This window comes from Paraburkholderia sp. (genome assembly GCF_024281035.1).
Taxonomy (GTDB): Bacteria; Pseudomonadota; Gammaproteobacteria; order Burkholderiales; family Burkholderiaceae; genus Paraburkholderia.
In genome coordinates this window covers 1-23,578 of record NZ_JAMXLH010000031.1, presented here as the reverse complement: position 1 = coordinate 23,578, position 23,578 = coordinate 1, and the positions used below count along the sequence as shown (strand labels likewise).

Genomic DNA, 23,578 nt, shown 5'->3' with positions numbered 1-23,578 from the left:
CGCGGCGCACGAACGGCCGCGCAGCGGCGCCCAAGCGTGCGCCACGCTGTGCGCAACGCTCGTCGGCATGCCGCGTTTGAAGAGCAAGGCAGCGTTGCAGCATGCCGGTCGCAGAGAAAACGTGACCGGCGCGCTGCACAAGTTGAACCAGACCCCGCGCCGACTGTCCCACGCGACAGGGCATTCCGTACGTGCAGAAGCTGCGCCTCGCGGATCCATGCAGGCGGCGCCGGTCGCGCAAGAATTACTGTCATTTCCTGAGGAAACCATGAGTGCAATCGTAGATATCATCGGTCGAGAGATTCTCGATTCTCGCGGCAACCCCACCGTCGAATGCGACGTGCTGCTCGAATCGGGCACGATGGGCCGCGCGGCTGTGCCGTCGGGTGCGTCGACGGGCTCGCGCGAAGCGATCGAGCTGCGCGACGGCGAAGCCGGCCGCTACAACGGTAAGGGCGTGCTGAAGGCGGTCGAGCATATCAACACGGAAATCTCCGAGGCGATCATGGGCCTCGACGCTTCGGAACAGGCTTTCCTCGACAAGACCCTGCTCGAACTCGACGGTACCGACAACAAGTCGCGCCTCGGCGCGAACGCGATGCTGGCCGTTTCGATGGCCGTCGCGAAGGCCGCCGCTGAAGAAGCCGGCCTGCCGCTGTACCGCTACTTCGGCGGCTCGGGCGCGATGCAACTGCCGGTGCCGATGATGAACATCGTCAACGGCGGCGCGCACGCGAACAACAGCCTCGACATTCAAGAATTCATGATCGTGCCGGTGAGCCAGCCGACCTTCCGCGAAGCGCTGCGTTGCGGTGCGGAAGTGTTCCACGCGCTCAAGAAGATCCTCTCGGATCGCGGCATGAGCACGGCAGTCGGCGACGAAGGCGGTTTCGCGCCGAACTTCGGCAGCAATGACGAGTGCCTGTCGACCATCCTGCAAGCCATCGAGAAAGCCGGCTACCGCGCGGGCGAAGACGTGCTGCTCGCGCTCGACTGCGCGGCCAGCGAGTTCTACCACGACGGCAAGTACCAGCTGGCGGGCGAAGGCCTGCAACTGTCGTCGGCGGAATTCAGCGACTATCTCGCAACGCTCGCCGACAAGTTCCCGATCGTCTCGATCGAAGACGGCATGCACGAGAGCGACTGGGCCGGCTGGAAGCTGCTGACCGACAAGCTCGGCAAGAAGATCCAGCTCGTCGGCGACGACCTGTTCGTCACGAACACGCGCATCCTGAAAGAGGGCATCGAGAAGGGCATCGCGAACTCGATCCTCATCAAGATCAACCAGATCGGCACGCTGACGGAAACCTTCGCGGCCATCGAAATGGCCAAGCGCGCGGGCTACACGGCCGTGATCTCGCACCGCTCGGGCGAAACCGAAGATTCGACGATCGCGGACATCGCGGTCGGCCTGAACGCGGGACAGATCAAGACCGGCTCGCTGTCGCGCAGCGACCGCATCTCGAAGTACAACCAGCTGCTGCGTATCGAGGAAGATCTCGGCGATATCGCAACCTATCCGGGCAAGTCGGCGTTCTACAATCTGCGCTGATGGTGTATTGATACGCAGATCACGCTGGTAACAGCCTTGCTGTCATCCTTCGGTTCGTGTTTTCGCCGCCCCGCGTTCTGCGCGGGGCGGCGTGTATTTATCCGGCTTCCTTCATGCGGCTTGTCACTGTCGTCCTGATCATTCTGCTGGCGCTGGTCCAGTACCCGCTCTGGTGGGGACGGGGCGGGTGGCTGCGCGTGCACGAAATTCAGGGGCAACTCGCCCAGCAGCTCAAGCAGAACGACGACGAGAAAACGCGCAACGACCGCATTGCGGGCGAAGTGCAGGATCTTCAGAACGGGACTGCCGCTGTCGAAGAGCGCGCACGCTACGAAATGGGCATGGTGAAGGACGGCGAGGTGTTCGTGCAGTTCGTCTCGCCGAACCAGCCGCCGCCCGCGCCCAGCGCGTCGTCGAACACGTCGACGCGTGGCGTGATGTCGGATGCGCCCGTGAAGGTCGTGCCGAACCCGGTGTCGCGCGTGCCTGAAAAGAAGCGTGGGCGCGGGAAGGAAGCGAAGAAGGCGGAAACCAGGAAGGCTGACGCGAAGAAGGCGGACGCGAAGAAAAAAGCCGGGCGGACCTGAGTGTCGCCGGATTGTTCGGCAACGGTGGGATCGATGAAAAAGCGCGGCAGCCAGCCGCGCTTTTTTGCTTTCTGCTATCCGTTCACCAGCCCCATCCCCAGCCCGGGTAGCCGTAGCCCCAGCCGCCGCCATAGTAGCCGCCATAGTAGCCACTGTAGTAGCCGCCATACATTGTGACGGGCGGCGCAACGGTGCGTGCCCAGGCCTGCGCGGCTGCTTCGGCGGCTATCGCGCGTTCCTGGTCGGCGAGCGCCTGACGGTCGATGGCGTCGTAGCGCGCGCGTTCCGCGGGCGTGAGCGGATGCGCGGTCGCGGACACGCCGGACTGCGCGGGGCTGAGCCGGCTCAGGATCGGCGACGGTCCTGATGGGGTCATCACGCAGCCGCTCGTCAATGCGACGCCCGCGCCGAGCGCCATCATCGTTGCGATTGCCGAGACGCGCGGCTGCACGTTGCGCCACAGACTGTCGCGGCCGTTTTTCCCGCTCATGTCGTTCTCCATCCGTCGGATGCCTAAGCAAATCATACGCATACCGGGCATCCGGATTTCAGCTTGAATTTCAGCTCAATCTCGCTGCCATCGCACGCGCTGCCGCCGGCACGGCAGCGCGTCCCACGATGATCGGCGCAGCGCTTAGTGGCGCCGCTCCGCTGCGGGCGCAATGCCTTCCGAGAGGCCAGGCGCCGCGAAAAGTTGCGCCACGTCCACGGGATCGAACTCGTAGCGCTGGTTGCAGTAGTCGCAGTGAATCTCGACGTGGCCGCGTTCCTCGATCACGCCGTCCACCTCGCCGCGCCCGAGCATCTTCAGCATCGCGCCGACCTTTTCGCGCGAGCAGGAGCACTGAAAGCGCGTCTGAGCGGGTTCGAAGTGGTGCACGTTCTCCTGCCAGAAGAGGCGGCGGAACAGCACCTCGGGCTCCTGTTCGAGCAGTTCCGCGCGCGACAGCGTGCCGCCGAGCGTGCAGACGCGATCCCACGTATCGGTGTCGAGTTCGCCTGCGTGCGGCACGATACCGCCGTCGCCGGGCAGCTTCTGCAGCATCACGCCGACCGCGCGCTCGCCATTGGCCGCGAGCCACATGCGCGTGTCGAGCTGTTCCGAGTGATGCATGTAGTGTTCGAGGACCTCGGAAATCGAATGGAGCGGGCCGTCCGTGCCGTTCAGCGGCACGATGCCCTGATACGGCTGCTGGCCCGGCTGCTTGCTGGCCGGATCGAGCGTGATCACGCAGCGGGCGTTGCCGCTCACGTTGATGAGATCGGCGATCGTCATGTCGTCGGGCAGTGCCGCGGCGTCGTCAGCCGTGAGACCGTCGGCGAGCCGCGCGGTCGCGCGCATCGAGAGATCCGAGGCGCACTGCACGACCAGCATGCGCACGGGACCGTCGCCGAAAATCTGCATGATCAGCGTGCCGTCGAACTTCAGATTGGCCGACAGCAGCGCGCACGCCGCCATCATCTCGCCGAGCACGGTCTGAACCGGCGCGGGATATTGACGGCGCGTGAGCACTTCTTGCCACGTACTGCGCAGGGAGACGATCTCACCGCGCACCGGGGCGGCGCTGAACAAGAATTTCTGCAACTGGTCGTTCACAATCTTTTCCTTCGTTTCGATTCATACGGCGAGGCGCGCATGGGCGGACGGGCCTAGCCGATGCGCACGAGCTGCGCCTTGAAATATTCGCGACGCTTGTCGTACACATCCGCGTTGCGCTTGAGGCCCGCGATGTCGGCCTCGGTGAGTTCGCGCACCACTTTCGCAGGTGCGCCGAGAATCAGCGAGTTATCGGGGAACACCTTGCCCTCGGTGACCACAGCGCCCGCGCCAACCAGACAGTTGCGGCCGATCACCGCGCCATTCAAGACCACGGCCTGAATCCCGATGAGCGCGCCTTCCTTCACCGTGCAGCCGTGCAGCATCGCCTGGTGGCCCACCGTCACGTTCGCTTCGAGCGTGAGCGGGTAGCCGGGATCAGTGTGCAGCACCGCGCCTTCCTGGATATTGGTGCGCTCGCCGACCGTGATCGGCTCGTTGTCGCCGCGCAGCGTCGCGCCGAACCAGACGCTCGCGTTCTCGGCCAGGGTCACCTTGCCGATGACGGTCGCGTTGTCCGCGACGAACACGCTTTCGTGAATAGTGGGTGCGGCTTCGCCAAGCTTGTAGATGGCCACGGTGTTGCGTCTCCAGAGTCCGGGGGTGCTGCGGTGCGGTTGCGGCGCTGCTGTGTCAGGGGCAGGGCGCACGGCAGGTGAATCGCGTATTGTAAACGGTCGCGCGCAGACCGCCTGGCAGACGGGACGGCGCCGCGATCCGGACTATTTCCGCGTTTTCTCGTTCGTTCACGATGACTTCCATTGCTTCAGTCGATTCCACACCGTCCGCCGAACGTACCGGCGGGCCCGGTAACTGGCGTCTTGCCGCGCTCGATGCGCTGCGCGAGTGCGATCCCGGCGCGAAAGCCGAAGCCGTGCAGGCGCTCCATGCGCTTGTGCTGGACGGCATGTCGAATCGCATATCGAGCTGGGATGCGCCGCGCGAAATCGACGCGCCCGCGGACCTGCCGGGGCGTCCGGCTCGCCCTGTCCTGGTTGAGCCGCGCCAGCTGGAGCGGCGCAGCATGAGCACGCCGCAAGGCCGCGTGGTGCTGCTCCACGCGCTCGCGCACATCGAATTCAACGCGATCAATCTCGCACTCGACGCCGTCTGGCGTTTCCCCGCCATGCCCGACGCGTTCTACGCCGACTGGCTGACGGTCGCTGCCGAGGAAGCCTTTCACTTCTCGCTGCTCGGCGCGCGTCTCGCGGACTACGGTCACGCCTACGGCGATTTTCCGGCCCACAACGGCCTGTGGGAGATGTGCGAGCGCACGCGCGACGATGTCCTCGCGCGCATGGCGCTCGTGCCGCGCGTGCTGGAGGCACGCGGGCTCGATGCCGCGCCGCCGATCCGCGCACGTCTGAAGCAGGCGGGCGACGATCAGTCTGCAGCGGTGCTCGACGTGATCCTTCGAGACGAGGTGGGGCACGTGCGCATCGGCAATCGCTGGTTCCGCTACCTGTGCGAAGCGCGCGGACTGGATCCGCACGCGGCGTGGCTCACGCTCGCGCAGCAGTACCGCGCGCCGAAGATGCGCGGGCCGTTCAACTTCGAGGCGCGCCGCTCGGCGGGCTTCGACGACGCGGAACTCGACACGCTCGCGGCCCAGGATGCGCCGGAACAGGCCACAGCGGATGCGCGGCTGCCCGAAGGCCGCGACGAATAATAAGGGTGCGGTCAGATGCGGGTCAGCATCTGTCGATATAATCGAACGATCATTCTTTTCCACTTGTGCTTTCCACCTGCGCGCATGAACGTTTCCCGATCCGAATTCGTTGAAGTGAATGGCATCCGGCTGCATGTGCGGTGCTGGGGCGCGAGCGACGCGCCCGTCCTCTTCATGCTGCACGGCTGGATGGACGTCGCGGCGTCGTTCCAGTTCGTCGTCGATGCGCTGGGCGGCGACTGGCAGGTCATCGCGCCGGACATGCGCGGCTTCGGCCTCTCGGACTGGCCGGTCGCGGAGCAGGGCGGCGGCAGCTACTGGTTTTACGACTATCTCGCCGATCTGGACGTGCTGCTCGACCGCTACGCACCGACGGGCGCGGTCAACCTCGTCGGCCACAGCATGGGCGCGAACATCGCGTGTCTTTATGCGGGCGTGCGGCCCCAGCGCGTGCGCCGTGTGGTCGATCTGGAAGGATTCGGCATGCCTGCGCCAGCCGCCGCCGAGGCGCCGAGGCGCGTGCGCGCATGGCTCGACGAATTGCGCGAGCCGCCCGCGATGCGCCGCTATGCGTCGCTCGACGAAGTGGCCGCGCGGCTCGTGAAGACGAATCCTCGGCTCGCCGCACCGCGCGCGCGCTTTCTCGCGCAGCACTGGTCGAAGCCGGACGGCGAAGGCGGCTACCTGTTGCTCGCCGATGCGGCGCACAAGATGCGCAGCCCGCTTCTTTACCGCATCGACGAGGTGATGGCGATCTGGTCGCACGTGCACGCCAAGGTGCTGCATGTCGAAGCGGCCCACTCCGAAACGCTCGCGCGGCTGGCGGGCGCCGTGCCGATCGGTGAATTCAAGACGCGATTCGAGGCGTTCCCCGACTGGCGCGAGCGCATCGTCGACGATGCCGGGCACATGATCCATCACGACCAGCCCGAGCAGATCGCCCGGCTGATCGAGGCGTTCTGCGCGTAGCCGCGAGACCGGGCACGGCTTGTTGCCCATGACACCGCAGGCACGTGGGGCGTGGCGGCAAGGCCGCGCCCGGACGGCGTCACTGCATTGCAGTAAAATCGACGTCTGACTTTTTCACGCCAGCAATGAACGCCGATCTGCACTGTCACTCCACCGTCTCGGACGGCCAGATGGCCCCCGCCGCCGTCGCGCGGCTGGCGCAGGCGGGCGGCGTAACGCTGTGGGCGCTCACCGATCACGACGAGGTCGGCGGCCAGCGCGAGGCGCGCGCCGCCGCCGAGGCGCTCGGCATGCGCTATCTGTGCGGCGTCGAGATCTCGGTGACGTGGGCGTCGCGTACCGTGCACATCGTCGGTTTGAACGTCGATCCCGAATGTCCCGCGCTCGTGGAAGGGCTCGTGCAAACGCGCAACGGCCGCGCCGCGCGCGCGGTTGCGATCGGCGAGCGGCTCGGCGAACTCGGCATCGCCGACGCCTATGAGGGCGCGCTGCACTACGTCTCCAATCCCGATCTGATCTCGCGCACCCACTTCGCACGTTTTCTCGTCGAGTCGGGCCGCGCGAAGAATACCCAGGATGCGTTTTCGCGCTGGCTCGGCGAGGGCAAGCCCGGCTATATCGGGCACCGCTGGGCGAAGCTCGGCGACGCCGTGTCGTGGATCAAGGCCGCGGGCGGCGAGGCCGTCGTTGCGCATCCGGGCCGCTACCTCTACACGCCGCTGGAATTCGACACGTTCTTCGGCGAGTTCATCGACCGGGGCGGCAAGGCCATCGAGGTCGTCACCGGCAGCCACACGCCGGATCAATACGCCGAGTACGCCGCCGTCGCGCGCCGTTTCGGCTTCGAGGCGTCGCGCGGTTCGGACTTCCATGCGCCCGGACCCGATTCGATCGCGCCCGGCAGCCTGCCGCCGCTTCCCTCCGATCTCAAGCCAGTCTGGGAACGATGGCTGTAGGCCGCGCTCGCGCGGCCCGCAACCCTGGCCCACCGTCGCACCGGAACGCACCGCGGTGTCATAGCGGAGTGTCGTACGCGCAGTGTTATACGATACGTCGGCGCCGCTTCGACGTTTTGTCCCCTGATAGCTGATCGAGCCCATGTCCCAGTATTTTCGGCTTCACCCCGATAATCCCCAGCCGCGCCTGCTCAAGCAGGCCGCGCAGATCGTCCGCGAGGGTGGCCTGATCGCGCTGCCCACCGATTCGAGCTACGCGCTGGCCGCCCGGATCGACGACAAGCACGCCGCCGAGCGTCTGCGCCGGATTCGCGGGCTGGACGAGCGGGCGCTGCTCTCGCTGATGGTGCGGGACCTGTCCGAGCTGGCGAATTTTGCGATGGTGGACAACCAGCAATACCGGCTCATCAAGTCGGTGACGCCGGGACCGTACGTGTTCGTGCTGCAGGCGACGAAAGAAGTGCCGCGGCGGCTTTCGCATCCGTCACGCAAGACGATCGGGCTGCGCGTGCCGGGCCATGCGATTCCGCTCGGGATTCTCGAAGAGCTGGGCGAGCCTCTGCTCGCGACGACGCTGATCCTGCCGCCCGACACCGAGCCGCTCAACGAACCCGAGGAGATCCGCGAGCGGCTTGAAAAACAGCTCGATCTGGTGATCGACGGCGGTGCGTGCCCGTGCGAGCCTTCGACGGTCATCGATCTCACGGGCCGCGAGCCGGTGCTCGTGCGCGCGGGGCGCGGCAGCCTCGCGCCGTTCGGCCTCGAACAGGAGGCATGAGGCGCCCAATCGTCACCATTCGCGACCATTCGGCCACCACGCGCAGCCACTCGCCACTTTCGCGATCGCTTGCCATCGCTTGACCGCCCGGGCCGCGCGCCTGGGCATTGATACAATACCGTGCCATGGATGCTTCACTGATACAGACGATCGCCGTCTACGCCCTTCCGGTCATCTTCGCCATCACGCTGCACGAGGCCGCGCACGGCTATGTCGCGCGCGCGCTCGGCGACAACACGGCGTATGTCCTGGGCCGCGTCTCGCTCAATCCGATGCGCCATATCGATCCGGTCGGAACGATCGCGATGCCGCTGATCCTCTATTTCCTCACGAGCGGCGCGTTTGTGTTCGGCTACGCCAAGCCCGTGCCGATTTCGTTCGGCAATCTGCGCAATCCGCGCTGGGGCACGCTCTGGGTCGCGGCGGCCGGACCGGGCTGCAACTTCGTCCAGGCGCTCGTGTGGGGAGTCGTCAGTGTCGCGCTGCTGGCGCTCGGCATCGACGAGCCGTTCTTCACGCGCATGGCGCAGGCCGGCGTCGGCGTGAATCTCGTGCTCGGCGTGCTCAACCTCTTTCCGCTGCCGCCGCTCGACGGCGGCCGCGTTCTCGCGGCACTTTTGCCGACGCGCGCGAGCATTGCGCTCTCGCGGCTCGAGCCCTATGGTTTCATCATCGTGATGGCGCTGCTCGTGACCGGCGTATTCACACGATTCTGGCTGCGTCCGCTCGTGAGCTTCGGCTACGACGTGGTCACGGTCATCCTTACTCCACTTATGTCGCTCTTTTCATAACATCATGTTCCCTGACCGTATCTTCTCCGGCATGCGGCCCACCGGGTCGCTGCACCTCGGCCACTATCACGGCGTGCTGAAAAACTGGGTGCGGCTGCAGTCCGAGTACCCGTGCTTTTTCTGCGTGGTCGACTGGCATGCGCTCACGACGCACTACGAAACGCCCGAGGTCATCGAGAAAAACGTCTGGGACGTGCTGATCGACTGGCTGGCGTCCGGCATCGATCCGAACCAGGCAACGCTGTTCATCCAGAGCCGCGTGCCCGAGCACGCCGAACTGGCGCTGCTGCTCGGCATGAGCACGCCGCTGTCCTGGCTCGAGCGTGTGCCGACCTACAAGGAGCAGATCGAGAAGCTGCGCGACAAGGATCTCGGCACCTACGGCTTCCTCGGCTATCCGGTGCTCATGGCCGCCGACATCCTGCTGTACCGCGCGTCGCTCGTGCCGGTGGGCGAGGACCAGGTGCCGCACGTCGAGATGGCGCGCGAAATGGCGCGCCGCTTCAACTACATGTACGGCCGCGAGCCCGGCTTCGAGGACAAGGCGAACGAAGCCGCGAAGAAGCTCGGCGGCAAGCGCTCGAAGCTCTACCACGAGCTGCGCAACGCGTATCAGCAGGAGGGCGATGAAGAGGCGCTCGAACAGGCGCGCGCGATGTTGTCGGAGTCGCAGAGCCTGTCGATGAGCGACCGCGAACGCCTGTTCGGCTACCTCGAAGGTTCGCGCAAGATCATTCTGCCGGAGCCGCAGGTGCTGCTCACGGAAGCGTCGCGCATGCCGGGCCTCGACGGCCAGAAGATGTCGAAGTCGTACGGCAATACGATCGGCCTGCGCGAAGACGCCGAGTCGATCACGAAGAAAGTCCGCACCATGCCGACCGACCCGGCGCGCGTGCGCCGCACCGATCCGGGCGATCCGGACAAGTGCCCGGTGTGGCAGCTGCACCAGGTCTACACGGACGAAGCGACGCACGACTGGGTGCAAAAGGGTTGCCGTTCGGCGGGGATTGGCTGCCTCGAATGCAAGCAGCCCGTGATCGACGGCATCCTGCGCGAGCAGCAGCCGATGCTGGAGCGCGCGCAGAAGTACATGGACGACCCGTCGCTCCTGCGTGCAATCGTCGCCGATGGCTGCGACAAGGCGCGCAAGTTCGCGAACGAGGCCATGCGCGACGTGCGCGAGGCGATGGGCCTCTCGTACAACTGATGGCGCTCGCGTGACGACGTCCGCATCCGCTGCTGGCGCGCCGCACGGCGCGCTTGCCGAGCCGTCGCGCTGGGTGCGCCAGTGGGCGCACCTCGTTGCGCCGGGGCAGGCGGTGCTTGAGGTGGCGTCGGGGATGGGGCGCAACGCCCGGTTCTTCGCGCAACGCGGCCACCCGGTATTGGCGCTCGATCGCGACGCCGCCGCACTGTCGACGATGGCCGGCGTGGCGGAAATCGAGACGCTCGAATGCGACCTCGAAGGCGCGCCCTGGCCGCTCGCGCCGGAGCGGCAATTTGCGGCGGTGGTCGTGACCCACTATCTGCACCGGCCGCTCATGCCGCGTTTAATCGACGCATTGGCGCCAGGCGGCGTGCTGATCTACGAAACCTTCGCGCAAGGCAACGAGACTGTCGGCAAGCCGTCGAATCCCGCTTTCCTGCTCGCGCCGGGCGAACTGCTGGCGGTCTGCACGCCCGCGCTGCGGGTGATCGCCTATCAGGACGGCTTTCTCGCCGAGCCGCGCGAGGCGTTCATCCAGCGCATCTGCGCGGTGCGCGAGACGGATGGGACCAACCCGGCTGTAACGGCCGGTAGTAGAGGTGCGGCTCAGGTACTTCCCGCACTGCGGTACGATCTGACCGGCTAATCCGCTACAATCGCAATTTAACGTACTCATTTTTCGACGTTTCATGGCTAACGGCACCCAGGACGGCATCACGTTGCGCGGCAGTATCCCCGCGATCGTCACCCCCATGCACGAGGACGGCAGTCTCGACCTGCCGGCGTTCCGCAAACTGATCGACTGGCATGTCGAAGAGGGGACGGATGCCCTCGTCGTCGTCGGCACGAGCGGGGAGTCCGCCACGCTCGACGTCGAAGAGCACATCCTGATGGTCAAGACGGCGGTCGAGCATGCCGCCGGCCGCCTGCCGATCATCGCGGGCTCGGGCGGCAATTCCACCGCCGAAGCAATCGAGCTGACTCGCCAGGCCAAGTCGGTCGGCGCGCAGGCCTCGCTCCAGGTCGTGCCGTATTACAACAAGCCGACCCAGGAAGGCATGTACCGCCACTTCTCGAAGATCGCCGAGACGGTCGATCTGCCGGTCGTGCTGTACAACGTGCCGGGCCGCACCGTCGCGGACATGTCGAACGAGACGATCCTGCGCCTCGCGCAGGTGCCGGGCATCGTGGGCGTGAAGGAAGCGACGGGCAACATCGACCGCGCCGCGCACCTCATCAAGCACGCGCCCGAGGGTTTCCGGATTTTCAGCGGCGACGATCCCACGGCGATCGCACTGATGCTGCTCGGCGGCCACGGCAATATTTCGGTGACCGCGAACGTTGCGCCGCGCCAGATGAGCGACCTGTGCAAGGCAGCGATCGAAGGCGATGTGAAGACCGCGCGTGCGATCCATCTGAAGCTTTTGTCGCTGCACAAGAACCTGTTCATCGAATCGAACCCGATTCCGGTGAAGTGGGCGCTGCAGGAACTCGGCCGCATCGAAGGCGGCATTCGCCTGCCGCTTACGCCGCTCGACGCCCGCTACCACGACGTGGTGCGCACGGCGTTGCGCGAAGCCGGCCTGATCGGCTGATTCGCCGGCGCACGAGCCCGATTAAAGAGCCCGACCAAGAGCCCGATTATTAACCGACGCCGCCACCGCCCGTATCCACGACAGATCCCGGCTTTGCGCACCAGTATCACGAAGGTCTCCATGAAACGTTCCGCTCTCTCCCTTCACGCCACCCGGATGGCGGTGCTGGCGCTGGCTATTGGTTCGCTCGCAGGCTGCGAGTCGCTGAACGACGTGCTCGCAACGGATCGCGTCAACTACAAGGACACGCCGAGCGCGCCGCCGCTCACCGTGCCTCAGGATTTGTCGTCGGCGCCGACCGACCAGAAGTACGTCGCGCCGCCGCCGCAGATGGCGCTCGGCAATGCGCCGAAGGGCACGGTGACGAGCGCGGGCAACGCCACGCTCGGCACGCCGACCGCGCAGGATCCGCTCGGCATGCATATCGAGCGCGACGGCGACCGCCGCTGGCTGGTGATCGACGGCCGCACGCCGGACGACGTCTGGCCGATCCTGCAGACCTTCTGGCAGGAAAACGGCTTCGCGCTGGCGACCGACTCGTCGGCCACCGGCATCATGACGACCGGCTGGGCGGAAAACCGCGCGAACATTCCGGACGACTGGTTCCGCCGCACGATCGGCCGCGTCATCGACTTCGCGTATTCGTCGGGCACGCGTGACCGCTTCCGCACGCTCGTGACGCGCGGCGCCGACGGCCAGACCGACATCTCCATCACGCATTCCGCGATGGAAGAAATGCTGACGGGTCAGGAGAAGACGGGGTCGAAGTGGGTCGAGCGTCCGCGCGATCCCGCTCTCGAAGCGCTGTTCCTCTCGAAGCTGATGCAGAAATTCGGCCTCACCGACGCACAGTCGAAGCAATTGCTGACGGACGCGCGCACGTCGACGGTTGTCGCGAAGATCGACAACGCGGCGGGCGGCGCCACGCTCGATCTGCCCGAGTCGTTCGACCGCGCATGGCTGCGCGTCGGCCTCGCGCTCGATCGCACCAACTTCACGGTCGACAACCGCGACCGCGCGAAGGGCATCTACTACGTCCGCTACGCCGATTCGATGCAGGAACTGAAGGGCGACGGTCTGCTCGGCAAGCTGTTCTACAGCCCGAAGTCGGCTGCGAAGAATCAGGAGCCGGAGTTCCTGATCGCCGTTCGCGCCAAGAGCGATGTGCAAACGCAGATCGCCGTGCTCGACCAGAACGGTCAGGTGGACACGTCGTCGCAAGCGCAGCGCATCGTGACGGCGCTGCACGCGCAGCTCAACTGACGCAATCGCCGTGCGCTTTGCAAGCCTCGGCAGCGGGAGCGAGGGCAACGCGCTGGTCGTAGAAGCAGGCGGCGGCGCGCGCCCCACGCGCGTGCTGCTCGACTGCGGTTTCTCGGCGAAGGAAGTCGAGCGGCGGCTCGCGCGAGCGGGCCTGGCCGCCGACACGCTCCACGCCATCCTCATCACCCACGAACACAGCGACCATATCGGCAGCGCGCTCACGCTCGCGCGCCGCTGGTCGATCCCGCTCTACACGAGCTGGGGCACGGCGCAGGCCGTTGGCGCGGACACCGCGGGCGTCGAGCTGCACGTCCTGTGGAGCGACGAAACGGTCGAAATCGGCGCTGTGGGCGTCTTGCCTTATACGGTCCCGCACGATGCGCGCGAGCCGCTGCAGTTTGTCTTCAACGACGGGGCGAGCCGGCTCGGCGTGCTGACCGACGTCGGCGAATCGACGCCCCACATCGGCGCGGTGCTCGGGGGCTGCGATGCGCTCGTCCTCGAATGCAACCACGATGTCGCGCTGCTCGCGGCGAGCCGCTATCCGCCGTCGCTGAAGGCGCGCATCGGCGGCTCGCACGGGCACCTGAACAACGAGGCGGCGGCCGGGATTCTGGCCGGACTCGACCGCTCGAAGCTGCGCTACCTCGTCGCCGCCCATTTGAGTCAGCAAAACAACACGCCCGAACTGGCGCGTGCGGCGATGGACGGCGTACTGGGCAACTCGGCGACTGAAATAGGCGTGGCGTCGCAGGACGAGGGGTTCGACTGGGTGGCGCTCTGAGCCGCCGGTCTTCGCGGAGCGATCCGGCACAAAAAAGCCCATGACACTTTGTCATGGGCTTTTTTTCGGGAACCCCTGTGGGCCGGGAGGCCCGCAAGCGGAGTTGCGCTTGGTTGCGCTCAGTTGCGATTGCCGCCGAAGATGCCGAGCAGGGCGAGCAGGTTCGTGAAGACGTTATAGAGATCCAGATAGATCGCCAGCGTGGCCGTGATGTAGTTGGTCTCGCCGCCGTTCACCACGCGTTGCACGTCGACCAGCATGTACGCCGAGAAAATGACGATGGCCATCACCGAAAAGGTGAGCATCAGCGCGGGCAATTGCAGGAAGATATTCGCGACGCCGGCGAGCAGCAGCACGATCACGCCCATGAACAGCCAACGGCCGAGACCCGCGAAGTCGCGCTTGCTGACCGTGGCGACGGTGGCCATGGCGGCGAAAATGATGCCGGTGCCGCCGAAGGCGAGCATGATGAGCGACGGCCCGTTCGAAAAGTGCAGGATGACCGTCAGAAGCCGCGACAGCATCAGGCCCATGAAGAACGTGAAGCCGAGCAGCACGAATACGCCGATGGCGCTGTCCTTGGTGCGCTCGATCGCGAACATGAAGCCGAAAGCGATCGCGAAGAACGCAAGCAGGCTCATGGCCGGGCTCGTGGCCGAAAACAGCGTGAAACCGGTGACGACGCCCGCCCACGCGCCGAGCACCGTTGGCACCATCGACAGCGCGAGCAGCCAGTAGGTGTTGCGCAGTACGCGGTTGCGGGCCTCGGCCGAGATGACGGAACCGCCGCGGCCGAAGTCATAGGGATACTGGTTCATGCTTTCTCCTTGCGTGAGAGGCGCCGGTTTTGATGGAGGCGCCAGGGGCGGATCCTGCGATCCGCTCCCTCGTAAGATATGCGCGCAGCCCTGGAGTTTCAACAGGTCGGCACACTTCTTTGCGGGCCCGCGTACACGGGCCGCCGCGTCACGGGCAGCGGGCTTGGGCGCCTGTTTGGTGGCCTGCCCGGGCGTTTTTCACCGCCTTTTCACTGGCTTGTCACCGGTTTTTGCGCTTTCATGCCCTTATTCCTGCACGTTGCTCGCCCCTGTGACCGGACTTCGCACCCCGCTAACGGGGTCCAATCGCAATCATACATGGGAACATGCTACAATTGACGATTCGTTTGGACCTGTAACCTATTAATTTTCTGGAGTTTTTATGGCGATCGAACGCACCCTGTCGATTATCAAGCCGGACGCAGTGGCAAAGAACGTGATCGGCCAGATCTACAGCCGCTTCGAAAACGCTGGCCTGAAGATCATTGCCGCCCGCATGGTCCACCTCTCGCGCGCCGACGCTGAGAAGTTCTATGCTGTTCACGCAGAGCGTCCGTTCTTCAAGGACCTCGTCGAATTCATGATTTCGGGTCCGGTGATGGTGCAGGCGCTGGAAGGCGAGAACGCCATCCTGAAGAACCGCGAACTGATGGGCGCGACGGATCCGAAGAAGGCGGAAAAGGGCACGATCCGCGCCGACTTCGCCGACAGCATCGACGCCAACGCCGTGCACGGCTCGGACGCCGCTGAAACGGCCGCTGTCGAAGTCGCGTTCTTCTTCCCGCAGGTCAACGTCTACTCGCGTTAAGCGAGCCGACGAAGCAGCACCAGGTTGCGCGAACGGCAATGGTGTTCACCGTCCGTCCGAAGGCTCGCAAGACGAGCCGCATGGCCGGCCGGTGAGCCCGCGGGTTCACTCGGTTCGCACTGAAATGGCAGGATTGACCATGACGAGCAGTTCCACCGTCAACCTTCTCGATCTCGACGCCCAAGGCCTCGTCGCATACTGCGAGAGCCTCGGCGAGAAGCCGTTTCGCGCCAAACAGCTGCAACGCTGGATCCATCAGTACAACGCCGCCGACTTCGACGGCATGACGGATCTGGCGAAATCGCTGCGCGAAAAGCTCAAAGGCCGTGCCGTCATCGGCATGCCCGGCATCATCAGCGATCACGTCTCCGCCGACGGCACGCGCAAGTGGCTCGTCGACGTGGGCAACGGCAACGCCGTCGAAACCGTGTTCATCCCCGAAGAGACGCGCGGCACGCTGTGCGTGTCCTCGCAGGCGGGATGCGCGGTCAACTGCCGGTTCTGCTCCACCGGCAAGCAAGGATTCTCACGCAATCTCACCACCGCCGAAATCATCGGCCAGCTTCGCATGGCGGAGTTCGCGCTGCGCGCGTCGCTCCTCGGCGAGGCGGGAAGCAAAGCAGGCGGCAAGGCGACCGGCGGTGAAGGCAAGGGCGAGCGCGTCATCACGAACGTCGTGATGATGGGCATGGGCGAGCCGCTCCTGAACTACGAAGCAGTCGTGCCCGCGATGCGGTTGATGCTCGACGACAACGCCTACGGCTTGTCACGTCGGCGCGTCACGCTGTCGACTTCGGGCGTCGTGCCGATGATGGACCGTCTCGGCGCGGAGTTGCCGGTGGCGCTCGCCGTTTCGCTGCACGCGCCGAACGACGCGCTGCGCGACGAACTCGTGCCGCTCAACCGCAAGCATCCGCTGCGCGACCTGATGGCCGCGTGCCAGCGATATCTGAAAGTCGCGCCGCGCGACTTCATCACGTTCGAGTACTGCATGCTCGACGGCGTCAACGACACGGAACAGCACGCGCGCGAATTGCTCGCGCTGACGCGTGACGTGCCGTGCAAACTCAATCTGATCCCGTTCAATCCGTTCCCCGAATCGGGCCTGCTGCGCTCGAAAACGGAGCAGATCAAGCGCTTCGCGCAGATTCTGATGGATGCGGGCGTCGTCACGACCGTGCGCAAGACGCGCGGCGACGACATCGATGCGGCCTGCGGGCAGCTCGCGGGCGAAGTGAAGGACCGCACGCGCCTTGCCGAACGCAGCGCGCGCAAGGTCATTGAAGTGAGGCCGGTGCCGAATTGAGCGCACCGGCTGTGATGAGGCCCGTGCGGTTGCTCGGGGGTGCGGGCCGTCATCGGTGGTAATGAAAGACAGTTGCAGAAGCGATCGGAAGCGGCACAGAAGCCGTGCATTTTGATATAAACGGTCTGCGAATCGGGGTGGGGCACGAAGCACCCGGCAGATTCCAGGAATGAAAAGAATCGACGCAAGGATTTAGGGATGAGCGAGCCGCAGCACCCTTTCGGGACAGAGTCCAATGCAGACCGTCCGACGCCTGGCAGTGTGCCATCGCCGGTGCAGGCCGTGCCCGACACGATGGCCGCAGCGGGTGCGCGCTTTGCGCAGCTGCGCGAGGCAAAGGGATGGGCGGTCGAGGATGTGTCGGCGCGGCTGAAGGTGTCGATCGGCAAGCTGCGCGCGCTCGAAGCAGGCGATTTGACCCAGCTGCCGGATACGACCTTCGCGCTCGGCGTCGTGCGCAGCTATGCGAAGATGCTCGACGCGGATCCCACCCCGTTCACGCAGGCGCTGCGCCGCGAGCGCGGCGTGCCGCAGCAGGATCTGTCGATGCCGGCTTCTGCGGGCGGCGGGCTGCCGCGCGGCCGCGTCTCGCTCTCGCTAGGCGGCAGCGGCGCATCGCGCCGCGGCTCGTGGCTGTGGGGCGTGGCGGCGGTGATCGTTGCGGTGATCGCGATCGCCATGTGGCATACGAACAGCGGTGAATCGTCGGCGTGGTTCGCGCGCCTGAAGTCGATGGCGAACGATGCGCACGTGCAACCCAACGCGGCGACGGTGACCGAAGGCCAGACGACTGGCGCATCGGCGGCGCAGGGCGATCAGGCGCAGGCTCCGGCGGATGCCCAGGCGAGCGACGCCGCTCCGGCCAGCGCCGCACCCGCTGCGGCGGGCAGCGCGCCGCAGGCGGCTGTGGCGGCTCCGGCGGCTCCGACGAATGTGGCTCCGACGAATGTGGCGCCTGCAAGCGCAGCACCGGCCAATGCGGCTCCAGTGAATGCGGCTCCGGCGAGTGCAGCACCTGCAAACGTAGCGCCTGCGGCGCACGCACCGGCCGCGAGTGCACCGGCTGCTGCAACGACGCCGGCAGCAACGACGCAAGCCTCGGGCGCGGACACCTCGACGTTCGCGATCCGCGTGACGCAGGACACCTGGGTCAGCGTGCGCCAGAAGGACGGCAAGGAGGTATTCTCCGGCCTGATCCACGGCAGCGACGCGCGCGAGATCACGGGCACCGGACCGTTGAAGATTACGGTGGGCAACAAGGCCGGCATCGAATCGATGACGATCGACGGCCAGCCGGTCGACGCGTCCAAGTACGCGTCGGCGCGCGGGAATGTCGCGCGCTTCGTGCTGCCCTGATAGAGATATGGCATGCGTCGCGGCCGGATACCCCGGCGGCGGCGCTTTTTCAATTCGCGCGTGGCTGCATCCGCGGTGCGCGTGAGGTGTAAATGGGTTTCCCGATGCAAACCGAACAGCAATCCCCGTCCAGCATCAGCCAGATCTGTTCGAACGAGCCGATCCTCGGCGGCCACGCGCCGCGCCGCAAGTCGCATGGTGTTCACGTGCGCTGGGGCGGCAACCTCGTGACGATCGGCGGCGACGCGCCCGTGCGCGTGCAGTCGATGACGAACACCGATACCGCCGACGCGATCGGCACCGCCATCCAGATCAAGGAACTCGCCCAGGCCGGTTCCGAGCTGGTGCGCATCACCGTGAATACGCCGGAAGCGGCCGCCGCCGTCCCGGCGATTCGCGAGCAGCTCGACCGCATGGGCGTGTCGGTGCCGCTCATCGGCGACTTCCACTACAACGGCCATCTGCTGCTGCGCGACTATCCGGGCTGCGCCGAGTCGCTCTCGAAGTACCGTATCAATCCGGGCAATGTCGGCCAGGGCGCCAAGCGCGATACGCAGTTCGCGCAGATGATCGAAGCGGCCATCAAATACGACAAGCCGGTGCGCATCGGCGTGAACTGGGGCAGTCTCGACCAGGATCTGCTCGCGAAGATGATGGACGAGAACGGCGCGCGCAGCGAGCCGTGGGAAGCGCAAAGCGTGATGTACGAAGCGCTGATCCAGTCGGCGATCGGCTCCGCGGAGCGCGCCGTCGAACTGGGCCTCGGCCGCGACAAGATCATCCTGTCGTGCAAGGTCAGCGGCGTGCAGGATCTGATCGCCGTGTACCAGCAACTCTCGAAGCGCTGCGAATTCGCGCTGCACCTCGGCCTGACCGAGGCGGGCATGGGCTCGAAGGGCATCGTCGCATCGACGGCTGCGCTTTCCGTGCTGCTGCAACAAGGCATCGGCGACACGATCCGTATTTCGCTGACGCCGGAGCCGGGCGCATCGCGCACGGGCGAAGTGATCGTCGGCCAGGAAATCCTGCAGACCATGGGCCTGCGCTCGTTCATGCCGATGGTCATCGCCTGCCCGGGTTGCGGCCGCACGACCAGCACGCTTTTCCAGGAACTCGCGTCGCAGATCCAGAACTACCTGCGCGCGCAGATGCCGGTATGGCGCAGCGAATATCCGGGCGTCGAGACGATGAACGTCGCCGTGATGGGCTGCATCGTGAACGGTCCGGGCGAGTCGAAGCACGCGAACATCGGCATCAGCCTGCCCGGCTCGGGCGAGAACCCGGCGGCGCCGGTGTTCATCGACGGCGAGAAGGTCAAGACGCTGCGCGGCGAACACATTGCCGAAGAGTTCCAGAAGATCGTGAGCGACTACGTCGTGCGCAAGTACGGCAACTCCGAAGCCACGGCATGAAGCAGCCGGATGCGTGCACGCAGCACTGCATCGACGCGACGCACAACCGAACATCGTCAATCGCAATCAGATGACTGAACAGAAAAGTAAGCCCGAAAAGCTCGCCGGCGTGAAGGGCATGAACGACATCCTGCCGCAGGAAGCCGGGCTGTGGGAATTCTTCGAAGCAACCGTGAAATCGATGCTGCGTTCGTACGGATACCAGAACATCCGCACGCCGATCCTCGAGCACACGCAGCTCTTTACGCGCGGCATCGGCGAAGTGACCGACATCGTCGAAAAGGAGATGTACAGCTTCACCGACGCGCTGAACGGCGAAAATCTCACGCTGCGCCCGGAAAACACGGCTGCGGTGGTGCGCGCGTCGATCGAGCACAACATGCTCTACGACGGCCCGAAGCGCCTGTGGTACGTCGGCCCGATGTTTCGCCATGAGCGTCCGCAGCGCGGGCGCTATCGCCAGTTCCACCAGGTCGGCGTCGAGGCGCTCGGCTTCGCGGGCCCGGATGCCGACGCGGAAATCATCCTGATGTGTCAGCGCCTGTGGGACGACCTCGGCCTCACCGGCATCAAGCTCGAACTCAATTCGCTGGGTCTTGCCGAAGAGCGGGCCGCGCATCGCGTCGAACTGATCAAGTATCTGGAGCAGCACGTCGACCTGCTCGACGAGGACGGCAAGCGCCGCCTGTACACCAACCCGCTGCGGGTGCTCGACACGAAGAACCCGGCGCTGCAGGAAGTGGCGAACAACGCGCCGAAGCTGATCGACTTCCTCGGCGAGCAGTCGCTCGCGCACTTCGAAGGGCTCCAGCGCATCCTCAAGGCGAACAACATTCCGTTCACGGTCAACCCGCGTCTCGTGCGCGGTCTCGATTACTACAATCTGACCGTGTTCGAGTGGGTCACCGACAAGCTCGGCGCGCAGGGCACGGTTGCCGCGGGCGGCCGCTACGATCCGCTGATCGAACAGCTGGGCGGCAAGCCGACGGCGGCTTGCGGCTGGGCGATGGGTGTCGAGCGCATCCTCGAATTGCTCAAGGAAGACGACCTCGTGCCGGAAGCAGAAGGTTGCGATGTCTACGTTGTCCACCAGGGCGACGCGGCGCGCGAGCAGGCCTTCATCGTGGCGGAGCGTCTGCGCGACACCGGTCTCGACGTGATCCTGCACTGCAGCGCCGACGGCCAGGCCGCGAGCTTCAAGTCGCAGATGAAGCGCGCGGACGCGAGCGGCGCGGCGTTCGCCGTCGTGCTCGGCGAGGACGAAGTGGCGAACGGCGTGGTCGGCGTGAAGCCGTTGCGCGGGACCGCCGCCGACGCGCGCAACGAGCAGCAAACCGTCGCGCTTGAAGACTTGACCGAATATCTAATCAATGCGATGGTTGCATCCGCCGAAGACGGCGACGACTGATCGCGGACGGCTTGAACAACCCGCACGGCGTGTCCGATAGACGAAACGGATGCGCCAGGATGGCTAAAAAACGAGGAATCGCGACGCGATGAGTTACCACGACGAACAGGAATCGATCGAGAGCTTCAAGGCATGGTGGGCGCAGTGGGGAAACTCCACCACGTGGGCCGTGCTGATCGTTCTGCTCGCGCTCGCGGCGTGGAACGGCTGGAATTTCTGGCAGCGCCGCCATGCGGCCGAGGCCGCCGTGCTGTACGACCAGGTGCAGCAGGCGGCGACGGGTGGCGACAAGGCGGTGCTCACGCGCGTTGCATCCGACATGGAAGACCGCTTTGGCGGCACCGCGTACGCGCAGATGACGGCGCTGACGGTGGCGAAGTCGCTTTATGTGGCGGGCGACACGGCCGGCGCGAAAGCGCAGCTGCAGTGGGCCGCCGACCACGCGAAGGACGATGAATTCCGCCAGATCGCGAAGCTGCGTCTCGCGTCGCTGCTGCTCGACGAAAAGGCCTACGATCAGGGCCTCGCGCTGATTCCCCAGCCGGATTCGGGCCCGTTCAAGGGCCTCGTCGCCGATGGCCGCGGCGATCTGCTTGCCGCCGCCGGCAAGCACGACGATGCGCGCGCCGCCTACAAGCTCGCGCTCGACAGCTTGCCGAAAAGCGATGCGTCCGAGCGCCAGCTGATCCAGTTCAAGCTGGACGCGCTCGGCGGCTAATCCGCGTGCTCTCAGCCATTCTCCATAAACCAACTACATTGATGCTTCGTTCACCGATGAATCTGCTGAAACGATACGTTGTGCCCGCCGCCTGTGCAATGACGGTCCTGGCGCTGACGGCCTGCTCGTCGGGCAAGGACGCGAGCCACGTGCCGACGCCGCTCACCCAGTTCAAGCCGGTGCTCAACGTCCAGCAGGTATGGAAAGCGGGCGTCGGCAAGGCCGGCCGCTATCTGTTCTCGCCGGTCGCCGTCGGCGACGCTGTGTTTGCGGCGGGCGAGAACGGCTCGGTCGCGAAGATCGATGCGCAGACCGGCAAGGAAATCTGGAGCACGAAGCTCAAGGATGACATTTCGGCGGGCGTCGGCAGCGACGGCAATCTGACCGCTGTCGGCGGCCTGAAGGGCCAGGTCTACGTGCTCGACGCGAACGGCAAGCTGTCGTGGCAAGCCACCGCGCCCGGCGAAATCATCTCGCCGCCGCTCGTCGGCAACGGCCTCGTGGTCGTGCGCACGATCGACGGTCAGATCGTCGGCTTCAATGCGCAGACTGGCGAACAGAAGTGGACCTACCGCAACCGTGCGGTTCCGCTCAATCTGCGCGTGTCGGCCGGCATGACGTTCGCGGGCGACCAGGCCGTGCTCGCAGGCTTTCCGGGCGGCGGGTTCGCCGCGCTGAACCTCACGACGGGCGACGCGTTCTGGGAAACGCCGGTGTCCTATCCGAAGGGCGTGACGGAAGTCGAGCGCATCAACGACGTGAGCGGCCCGCCGACGCTGGTTGGCGCCATGACGTGCGCGGTCACGTTCCAGGGGCAGCTCGCCTGCTTCGATGCGAATTCGGGCCGCGTAATCTGGCAAAAGCCGTTCTCGAGCGTGAGCGGCATCGCCCAGGATGAGAACACCGTGGTCGGCGCGGACGATTCGTCGATCGTGCATGCGTACAACGTTTCGACGGGTACGCAGACCTGGGTGACGACCAAGCTCAAGGATCGCGGTCTCAGCGTGCCGGCCGTGCTCGGCCACGCGGTCGTGCTCGGCGACGTCGAAGGTTATGTGCACTTCCTGTCGATGGACGACGGCAGCTTCGTGGCGCGCGTGAAAACCGACGGCAGCCCGATTACCGCGGCGCCGGTCCTGGCCGGCAACACGCTCGTCGTCCAGACGAAGAACGGCAACCTGTTCGGTCTGCGTCCGCAGTAAGCGGCATTCCGCGCTGCCCGGTCCGTGTGGCCAGGCGGCGCCAGGGTCATGCTTCGAAGGCGGCGGGTCGGCCAGACCGTACGTCGCCTGATCCAGGCCGGCTTATGCCGGCCGTACGCATTTTTGAACTGATGCGTTGAAAGAGGGCGCGGGCTTTCCGGCTGCGGCCCGCCCGTCTCTGGCCTGTCTGTCCGGCACCGGCCGGACTGGTGCGATATACCGGTCGCACGCCTCGCCCCGGCATCGGGCGATTTTCGTGATAATTTGCAAGTGATGCAGCCCTGCAAGCGCAGGGCGTTGCCGCGCCTTACCGTAGAAAACATCAGATGAAACCCGTAATCGCCCTCGTCGGGCGCCCCAATGTGGGGAAATCCACGCTGTTCAACCGCCTCACGCGCTCGCGTGACGCGCTGGTTGCCGACCTGCCCGGTCTCACGCGCGATCGCCATTACGGCGAAGGACGCACCGGCGAGCGGCCGTATCTGGTCGTCGACACCGGCGGCTTCGAGCCGGTCGCGAAAGACGGCATCCTGCACGAGATGGCGCGCCAGACCCGCCAGGCGGTCGAGGAGTCGGACGTCGTCGTGTTCATCGTCGACGGCCGCAATGGTCTCGCGCCGCAGGACAAGTCGATCGCCGACTATCTGCGCAAGGTCGGGCGGCCGATCTTCCTCGTCGTCAACAAGGCCGAGGGCATGAAGTACAGCAACGTCGCGGCCGACTTCTACGAACTCGGCCTCGGCGATCCGCGCGCGATTTCGGCCGCGCACGGTGACGGCGTCACCGACATGATCAACGAGGC

General features: G+C 65.6%; 24 protein-coding genes. 20 read left to right on the top strand and 4 right to left on the bottom strand.

Annotation, left to right across the window (positions count from 1 at the left end; translation table 11 throughout):
* Positions 1-268: 268 nt before the first annotated feature.
* Together eno and ftsB are read left to right on the top strand one after the other, a co-directional pair.
* Positions 269-1,552 (top strand): phosphopyruvate hydratase, encoded by a 1,284-nt coding sequence (gene eno, locus Q0L30_RS11325; protein WP_293045379.1) that lies wholly within the window; start codon positions 269-271, stop codon positions 1,550-1,552.
* A 113-nt stretch (positions 1,553-1,665) separates the two neighbouring features.
* The gene (gene ftsB / locus Q0L30_RS11320) at positions 1,666-2,139 is read left to right on the top strand and encodes a cell division protein FtsB (RefSeq protein WP_296654971.1); all 474 of its coding nucleotides are present in this window, start codon (positions 1,666-1,668) and stop codon (positions 2,137-2,139) included.
* Between the two features lie 82 nt (positions 2,140-2,221).
* Here ftsB and Q0L30_RS11315 read toward each other — a convergent pair whose 3' ends face one another.
* From Q0L30_RS11315 to Q0L30_RS11305, 3 genes are all read right to left on the bottom strand, one after another.
* Positions 2,222-2,629 carry a hypothetical protein gene (locus Q0L30_RS11315; RefSeq protein ID WP_296654969.1) on the bottom strand — a complete coding sequence of 136 codons (408 nt, stop codon included), beginning with the start codon at positions 2,627-2,629 and terminating at the stop codon, positions 2,222-2,224.
* Positions 2,630-2,773: 144 nt separating this feature from the next.
* The gene (locus tag Q0L30_RS11310; RefSeq protein ID WP_296654966.1) at positions 2,774-3,736 is read right to left on the bottom strand and encodes an Hsp33 family molecular chaperone HslO; all 963 of its coding nucleotides are present in this window, start codon (positions 3,734-3,736) and stop codon (positions 2,774-2,776) included.
* A gap of 53 nt (positions 3,737-3,789) precedes the next feature.
* Positions 3,790-4,314: a gamma carbonic anhydrase family protein gene (locus Q0L30_RS11305; protein ID WP_296654964.1), complete on the bottom strand. Its 525-nt coding sequence runs from the start codon at positions 4,312-4,314 to the stop codon at positions 3,790-3,792.
* A 173-nt stretch (positions 4,315-4,487) separates the two neighbouring features.
* On the opposite strand from Q0L30_RS11305, the gene Q0L30_RS11300 reads away from it, so the two are divergent.
* The 10 genes from Q0L30_RS11300 to Q0L30_RS11255 all read left to right on the top strand — a co-directional run bounded on the left by Q0L30_RS11300 (position 4,488) and on the right by Q0L30_RS11255 (position 13,748).
* Positions 4,488-5,405, top strand: a complete 918-nt coding sequence (locus Q0L30_RS11300; protein WP_296654962.1) for a ferritin-like domain-containing protein — start codon at positions 4,488-4,490, stop codon at positions 5,403-5,405.
* An 84-nt stretch (positions 5,406-5,489) separates the two neighbouring features.
* Positions 5,490-6,374, top strand: a complete 885-nt coding sequence (locus Q0L30_RS11295) for an alpha/beta hydrolase (protein WP_296654960.1) — start codon at positions 5,490-5,492, stop codon at positions 6,372-6,374.
* A gap of 125 nt (positions 6,375-6,499) precedes the next feature.
* Positions 6,500-7,330: a PHP domain-containing protein gene (locus tag Q0L30_RS11290; protein WP_296654958.1), complete on the top strand. Its 831-nt coding sequence runs from the start codon at positions 6,500-6,502 to the stop codon at positions 7,328-7,330.
* A 142-nt stretch (positions 7,331-7,472) separates the two neighbouring features.
* Positions 7,473-8,108: an L-threonylcarbamoyladenylate synthase gene (locus tag Q0L30_RS11285; protein WP_296654957.1), complete on the top strand. Its 636-nt coding sequence runs from the start codon at positions 7,473-7,475 to the stop codon at positions 8,106-8,108.
* A gap of 125 nt (positions 8,109-8,233) precedes the next feature.
* Complete coding sequence (locus tag Q0L30_RS11280; RefSeq protein WP_296654955.1) at positions 8,234-8,899, top strand: site-2 protease family protein; 666 nt, start codon at positions 8,234-8,236, stop codon at positions 8,897-8,899.
* 4 nt (positions 8,900-8,903) lie between these two features.
* On the top strand, positions 8,904-10,106 hold the full coding sequence (locus Q0L30_RS11275; RefSeq protein WP_296654954.1) for a tryptophan--tRNA ligase: 1,203 nt from the start codon (positions 8,904-8,906) through the stop codon (positions 10,104-10,106).
* A 10-nt stretch (positions 10,107-10,116) separates the two neighbouring features.
* On the top strand, positions 10,117-10,752 hold the full coding sequence (locus Q0L30_RS11270) for a methyltransferase domain-containing protein (protein ID WP_296654952.1): 636 nt from the start codon (positions 10,117-10,119) through the stop codon (positions 10,750-10,752).
* 43 nt (positions 10,753-10,795) lie between these two features.
* Positions 10,796-11,701 carry a 4-hydroxy-tetrahydrodipicolinate synthase gene (gene dapA, locus Q0L30_RS11265; protein ID WP_296654950.1) on the top strand — a complete coding sequence of 302 codons (906 nt, stop codon included), beginning with the start codon at positions 10,796-10,798 and terminating at the stop codon, positions 11,699-11,701.
* 120 nt (positions 11,702-11,821) lie between these two features.
* Complete coding sequence (gene bamC, locus Q0L30_RS11260) at positions 11,822-12,964, top strand: outer membrane protein assembly factor BamC (protein ID WP_296654948.1); 1,143 nt, start codon at positions 11,822-11,824, stop codon at positions 12,962-12,964.
* A 10-nt stretch (positions 12,965-12,974) separates the two neighbouring features.
* Entirely contained in the window at positions 12,975-13,748 is a 774-nt protein-coding gene (locus tag Q0L30_RS11255; RefSeq protein ID WP_296654946.1) for an MBL fold metallo-hydrolase, read from the top strand.
* A gap of 119 nt (positions 13,749-13,867) precedes the next feature.
* Here Q0L30_RS11255 and Q0L30_RS11250 read toward each other — a convergent pair whose 3' ends face one another.
* Positions 13,868-14,566 (bottom strand): Bax inhibitor-1/YccA family protein, encoded by a 699-nt coding sequence (locus Q0L30_RS11250; protein WP_296654944.1) that lies wholly within the window; start codon positions 14,564-14,566, stop codon positions 13,868-13,870.
* 382 nt (positions 14,567-14,948) lie between these two features.
* Here Q0L30_RS11250 and ndk point away from each other — a divergent pair, with 382 nt between their 5' ends.
* The 8 genes from ndk to Q0L30_RS11210 all read left to right on the top strand — a co-directional run.
* On the top strand, positions 14,949-15,374 hold the full coding sequence (gene ndk, locus Q0L30_RS11245) for a nucleoside-diphosphate kinase (protein WP_296654942.1): 426 nt from the start codon (positions 14,949-14,951) through the stop codon (positions 15,372-15,374).
* Between the two features lie 139 nt (positions 15,375-15,513).
* Positions 15,514-16,680 (top strand): 23S rRNA (adenine(2503)-C(2))-methyltransferase RlmN, encoded by a 1,167-nt coding sequence (gene rlmN, locus Q0L30_RS11240; RefSeq protein ID WP_296654940.1) that lies wholly within the window; start codon positions 15,514-15,516, stop codon positions 16,678-16,680.
* A gap of 198 nt (positions 16,681-16,878) precedes the next feature.
* Positions 16,879-18,036: a helix-turn-helix domain-containing protein gene (locus Q0L30_RS11235; protein WP_296654939.1), complete on the top strand. Its 1,158-nt coding sequence runs from the start codon at positions 16,879-16,881 to the stop codon at positions 18,034-18,036.
* Positions 18,037-18,140: 104 nt separating this feature from the next.
* A complete protein-coding gene (gene ispG / locus Q0L30_RS11230) occupies positions 18,141-19,448 on the top strand; it encodes a flavodoxin-dependent (E)-4-hydroxy-3-methylbut-2-enyl-diphosphate synthase (protein WP_296654995.1) in 1,308 nt (435 codons plus the stop codon).
* A 70-nt stretch (positions 19,449-19,518) separates the two neighbouring features.
* On the top strand, positions 19,519-20,856 hold the full coding sequence (gene hisS, locus Q0L30_RS11225; RefSeq protein ID WP_296654937.1) for a histidine--tRNA ligase: 1,338 nt from the start codon (positions 19,519-19,521) through the stop codon (positions 20,854-20,856).
* Between the two features lie 88 nt (positions 20,857-20,944).
* Positions 20,945-21,574, top strand: coding sequence for a tetratricopeptide repeat protein (locus tag Q0L30_RS11220; RefSeq protein WP_296654935.1), 630 nt, complete (start codon positions 20,945-20,947; stop codon positions 21,572-21,574).
* Positions 21,575-21,630: 56 nt separating this feature from the next.
* Positions 21,631-22,776: an outer membrane protein assembly factor BamB gene (bamB, locus tag Q0L30_RS11215; RefSeq protein ID WP_296654933.1), complete on the top strand. Its 1,146-nt coding sequence runs from the start codon at positions 21,631-21,633 to the stop codon at positions 22,774-22,776.
* A gap of 326 nt (positions 22,777-23,102) precedes the next feature.
* On the top strand, positions 23,103-23,578 hold a 476-nt coding region (locus Q0L30_RS11210; protein ID WP_296654931.1), incomplete at its 3' end, for a GTPase.

What these genes read in the sequence shown, in the direction of transcription:
- eno (WP_293045379.1), top strand. Translation starts at nt 269, where the DNA reads ATGAGTGCAATCGTAGATATCATCGGTCGAGAGATTCTCGATTCTCGC.
- ftsB (WP_296654971.1), top strand. Translation starts at nt 1,666, where the DNA reads ATGCGGCTTGTCACTGTCGTCCTGATCATTCTGCTGGCGCTGGTCCAG.
- Q0L30_RS11315 (WP_296654969.1), bottom strand. Translation starts at nt 2,629, where the DNA reads ATGAGCGGGAAAAACGGCCGCGACAGTCTGTGGCGCAACGTGCAGCCG.
- Q0L30_RS11300 (WP_296654962.1), top strand. Translation starts at nt 4,488, where the DNA reads ATGACTTCCATTGCTTCAGTCGATTCCACACCGTCCGCCGAACGTACC.
- Q0L30_RS11295 (WP_296654960.1), top strand. Translation starts at nt 5,490, where the DNA reads ATGAACGTTTCCCGATCCGAATTCGTTGAAGTGAATGGCATCCGGCTG.
- Q0L30_RS11290 (WP_296654958.1), top strand. Translation starts at nt 6,500, where the DNA reads ATGAACGCCGATCTGCACTGTCACTCCACCGTCTCGGACGGCCAGATG.
- Q0L30_RS11285 (WP_296654957.1), top strand. Translation starts at nt 7,473, where the DNA reads ATGTCCCAGTATTTTCGGCTTCACCCCGATAATCCCCAGCCGCGCCTG.
- Q0L30_RS11280 (WP_296654955.1), top strand. Translation starts at nt 8,234, where the DNA reads ATGGATGCTTCACTGATACAGACGATCGCCGTCTACGCCCTTCCGGTC.
- Q0L30_RS11275 (WP_296654954.1), top strand. Translation starts at nt 8,904, where the DNA reads ATGTTCCCTGACCGTATCTTCTCCGGCATGCGGCCCACCGGGTCGCTG.
- dapA (WP_296654950.1), top strand. Translation starts at nt 10,796, where the DNA reads ATGGCTAACGGCACCCAGGACGGCATCACGTTGCGCGGCAGTATCCCC.
- bamC (WP_296654948.1), top strand. Translation starts at nt 11,822, where the DNA reads ATGAAACGTTCCGCTCTCTCCCTTCACGCCACCCGGATGGCGGTGCTG.
- Q0L30_RS11250 (WP_296654944.1), bottom strand. Translation starts at nt 14,566, where the DNA reads ATGAACCAGTATCCCTATGACTTCGGCCGCGGCGGTTCCGTCATCTCG.
- ndk (WP_296654942.1), top strand. Translation starts at nt 14,949, where the DNA reads ATGGCGATCGAACGCACCCTGTCGATTATCAAGCCGGACGCAGTGGCA.
- rlmN (WP_296654940.1), top strand. Translation starts at nt 15,514, where the DNA reads ATGACGAGCAGTTCCACCGTCAACCTTCTCGATCTCGACGCCCAAGGC.
- Q0L30_RS11235 (WP_296654939.1), top strand. Translation starts at nt 16,879, where the DNA reads ATGAGCGAGCCGCAGCACCCTTTCGGGACAGAGTCCAATGCAGACCGT.
- ispG (WP_296654995.1), top strand. Translation starts at nt 18,141, where the DNA reads ATGCAAACCGAACAGCAATCCCCGTCCAGCATCAGCCAGATCTGTTCG.
- hisS (WP_296654937.1), top strand. Translation starts at nt 19,519, where the DNA reads ATGACTGAACAGAAAAGTAAGCCCGAAAAGCTCGCCGGCGTGAAGGGC.
- Q0L30_RS11220 (WP_296654935.1), top strand. Translation starts at nt 20,945, where the DNA reads ATGAGTTACCACGACGAACAGGAATCGATCGAGAGCTTCAAGGCATGG.
- bamB (WP_296654933.1), top strand. Translation starts at nt 21,631, where the DNA reads ATGAATCTGCTGAAACGATACGTTGTGCCCGCCGCCTGTGCAATGACG.